The following is a 3,947-nucleotide window of genomic DNA, read 5'->3' on the forward strand; positions in this document are numbered from 1 at the left end:
TATAGTAAATATCATAAAGACCTATTAGATGATAAAAAAGTATTTTATAGAGTAATAATATATTTACTTTAGATCATAAGGCTCTATTATTTGCTGAATATTATTGATACAATAGTCCTGGTGAACCCACCACCTACTTTCAAGCTTTAAATTTCACTATTTTTTCATTAGATTTCAAAATTACCAAATTTAAAATTTATACTCGATCTTTAAACCACCACTTATGCCGTAGTTTTTATCATTATCAAGCATACCACTTAGCTGAGAAGAGAGAACCAAATTTTCGCTAAGCTTGATCTCTGAGTTTAAAGTAAGCTTATAGCTTAACTTGTTGTTATCAAGTTTGTAATCAACATACTCATTTGAATTATTAAGTGAAACATAAGACTTATCTTCTGAGTTATATACACTTTGCTTTACTAAAAATTGCACGCTAAATGCGTTTTTCTCGCTGCTTAAAGCGTATTCTACTCCTGCGGCCACAGCCACATTAAAGTCATTTATGCTCTTTTGATCATATCGGTCATCTTTAAATCCATCAATGCCGTTAGCGCCAAGCTCAAGTGCTAGTAGTGGCTTTATGCTTTGCTCATACTCGCCGCTTTTAGAGAGTAAAATTTTATATTTATAGTAGTTGCTTGAGAGGATGCCTCTACCTTTTGCACTAGCTTTTTGCGCCTCATCTAGGCTGCGTTTTGAGTTTATAAAGGCGAAATTTAGATTACTTTGTATTTCATGAGATCCTCTTTCAAAAAGCCCATACGCACCAAAACTATAAATTTTAGCATCATCTTTTAATATGTCTGAGCTAAATTTAGCCTTGCTTACTCCAGCGCTTATACCTAAGATGAACTCATCATAACCTCTGTCATAGCCGATATTTGTACCATAAAATTTAAGGTCGCCATCGCTTTGCCTATCCTTAAAATAAGCACCATTTACATTTGCCCAGAAGTTGTTTCTCTCCCTGCTAGCTTCTGCTGCTTCATAAGCCATCTTCGCACTTGGCATGATGTCACTTTCAAGTCCAGCTAGCTTAAACTGCGAGATATCAGCCTTTGCCCTTAGCTGTGTGACCTGAAATAGCCTAGAGTTCATCAGCTCGTTGCTGTTTTGCAAGGCTTTTATGCTCACTTTAAGAGCTGAAGTAGAAATTTCTTTCATATCTTTATCTGCTTTTCGTGCTAGTTTTCTTAGTGCCTCATCGTCGCCGCTTGAGATAGCTTGCACAAATTCAGGCGTGCCTTTTAGCATATTTAATATTTTATTTTCTCTTTGGCTAAATTTTAAAACCCTCTCTTGGACTATATTGGGTGAAACGGCTGGATTTTCTACCTTTTTGTCACTTAGCTTCATCTCGATCTTACCGCCATTTATAGCGTAGGTCATAAACAAATCCCCAAGTTTTTGCTCGTTGTTAAAGATAGCACCCTCATTTATGATCTTTTGTGCGCTTACTAAAGTATAGGTTTTATCAAGCGCCATGCCGCCTTTAAGTGCTGCAGTAAAATCAACATCAAATTTCATCCCAGCGCCAAGGGTTAAGACCTTTTTAAAGTCAAACACCGGCTCATTTTCACTGCCAAAGCTCTTTATCTTTAGGCTCTTTTTTATGAAGCTATCAGGCTCAAAGCCAAGCTTTTGCGCACCACTAACCTCTAAATTTTCTACCTCAAATTTACCATCGCCTAAAAGCACATATTTAGCCAAAGGTGTATCTTTGCCATTTACAACCAGCTCTTTTAGCCTAGTTGTGCCGCCTCCAACTCTTAGCAGGCTATCACTATCCATGACTATTTTATTGTCAAATTTAACGTCTTTAACAAGTAAATTTTTACTCTCAATATCCTGGCGGTACTTTAAGCCGTCATCATAGGTATTTGAGCCATCAAATTTATCGATATAGTGAGTTAGCTCGCCACTTAAATTTATGATCGAGTTTTTAGCCGTGATGTCGCCATTTAGCTTAGCATCTTTGCCTATGGTAAGCTCTGATGATTTAAGCTTTATGCCATCTTTTGCGCTAAATTTTCTCTCGTCCCAGTCAGGCTGAGAGAGTGTAGATGGGCGAGTTAGATCCATATAGGCTGGCTCGTTTAGACCAGCTGCGGCTATCTTGCTCTTTGCTAGGGGAGTTAAAACGCTAGCATCGCCAACGGCATGCGTCTTTGGATGACCTTGGAGCGTAACCTTGGCATTTTCCAGGCTCAAAGCACCATCAATGTCAAATCCTCCGTCAAAAACAAGCTCCTTGCCCTGCCCGCTATGTCTTAGCTCTATATTTTTATCGATGCTTGCGTGAAATATCGTATCTTTGCCACTTTCGCCGTTTATAGTAAGCGTCGCCCTTTGCGAGTTTGCATTTGTTATCTTCGCATCGCTTGAGTTAGCTGATATATTGTCAAAAGTCTGATCAAAGCCATTTAGATCAAGTGCTCCGCCGCCATTGCCAAAGAAAATTTTATCATTTAAATTTTCATCCACGCCAAGCCTTAAGAGCCCTCTGCCACTTGTTAGATAAATTTTATCAAAGGCATTTAAAGCCCTTAGCTCAACCACGCCATCTCCTAGCCTTAGTGGCTTGTTGCCACTTGAGCTTACTATCAAGCTACCTTTGCCTATCTTATGCACGCTTGCGTCTGAAGTGACGTTTAAATTTAAGCTAGCTCCCCCAGCTATGTCAAAACCTGCAAATTTCGCTATCTTGCTACCATTTGTGCTGTTTAGAGTAAAGTCGCCACTATTTACGACGATGCCGCCATGTCCTAAGTCTAGGTTGGAGTTTAGCGTGATATTTGAGCCATTTGCACTGCTAAATATATTATCTTTATTTTGCACTAGTGCGCTGCCTAGGACATTTACGCCACTTACTAAATTTTCATACCCTTTTTTATAGTCGTTAAAATCTCTTGCAGTAACGATAGATGCGTAGTTTTTATTGTCCTCAACTCCGGTTAAAACACCTACTAAGACCCATTTTTGAGCTACCGTGTCATAGACAAAAAACCCAGAGCCGCTATCTCCTGGCAAAAGTCTATTTCTAAAGCCCCTGTTTGAAGTCATAAATAGATAAACCCCGGGTTTGCTTACACTTGAATAATGAGTCTTATAAACTGCCGAGTACGCCACTCCTATCTCATTTACGCTTGCGCCAAGTGCATTATTTACTATATTTTGGTTCTCAAACTCAGTAGCACTCATCACCTCAGCAAAACCATCTGTATCACTTTTAGGCTTTTCAAGGGCAAGCGAGCCTGTGCCAGCCTCGTATGCAAGGATATTCCCACCGCTAGCTCCGCCGCTATTTTTTATATCCCTAAAACGATCTTCTATCTTTTTTGCATTAGCCTCATCTTTTGCTTGATCTTGGCTAGATATCTCCAAATTTGGCACATCCAAAGGATCGATCTGCCCTTCAACTATGTATTTTGAGGTTCGCAGATACGTTGTGTCTGCGCCATAAAGCTTTTGCGTAGAATTTGTCGCGTACTCATAGAGCGTGTTGCCAAACCAACCTCTGTTTTCATTAAAATTTGTAGCAGCTGAGGCAAGAAGTGTGTGATTTGCCGTCACCACAAAATTTCGCCCAAGGGAGGTGAAGTTGCCTTTATTGTTTCTTGCGTTGTTGTTTGGGATCTTATTAAACGTAAATTTAGCGCCGTTTCTTTGCGTAAATTCTAGCGGAGCATCTGTGGCTTTAAAGATGCCTTTGTTTTGTGCAAGATCAAGGTAATCTCTATAAAAATTTGTCCCTATATCCATAACCTGAGCGTCCAAGCAGCTACATAAAATGCTAGATAAAACAAGAGAAATGCTAAGATTATTTTTCAAGATAAACCTCCATTTTTAAGATAAATTCCATTTAAATCGCAAAAGGCATTATATACCTTTTTAAACCTTTTGATGATTAAATTCTTAATTATTTTTTAAACAATAAATTTACTTTA

At 38.7% G+C, this 3,947-nt stretch carries 1 protein-coding gene; it reads right to left on the minus strand.

Annotated features, from left to right (window positions below; all coding sequences use genetic code 11):
* Nucleotides 1-189: 189 nt before the first annotated feature.
* Nucleotides 190-3,831: a S6 family peptidase gene (locus tag F3G86_RS09975; protein WP_149723766.1), complete on the minus strand. Its 3,642-nt coding sequence runs from the start codon at nt 3,829-3,831 to the stop codon at nt 190-192.
* Nucleotides 3,832-3,947: the final 116 nt, after the last annotated feature.

This window comes from Campylobacter concisus, assembly GCF_902460595.1.
Lineage (GTDB): Bacteria > Campylobacterota > Campylobacteria > Campylobacterales > Campylobacteraceae > Campylobacter_A > Campylobacter_A concisus_BL.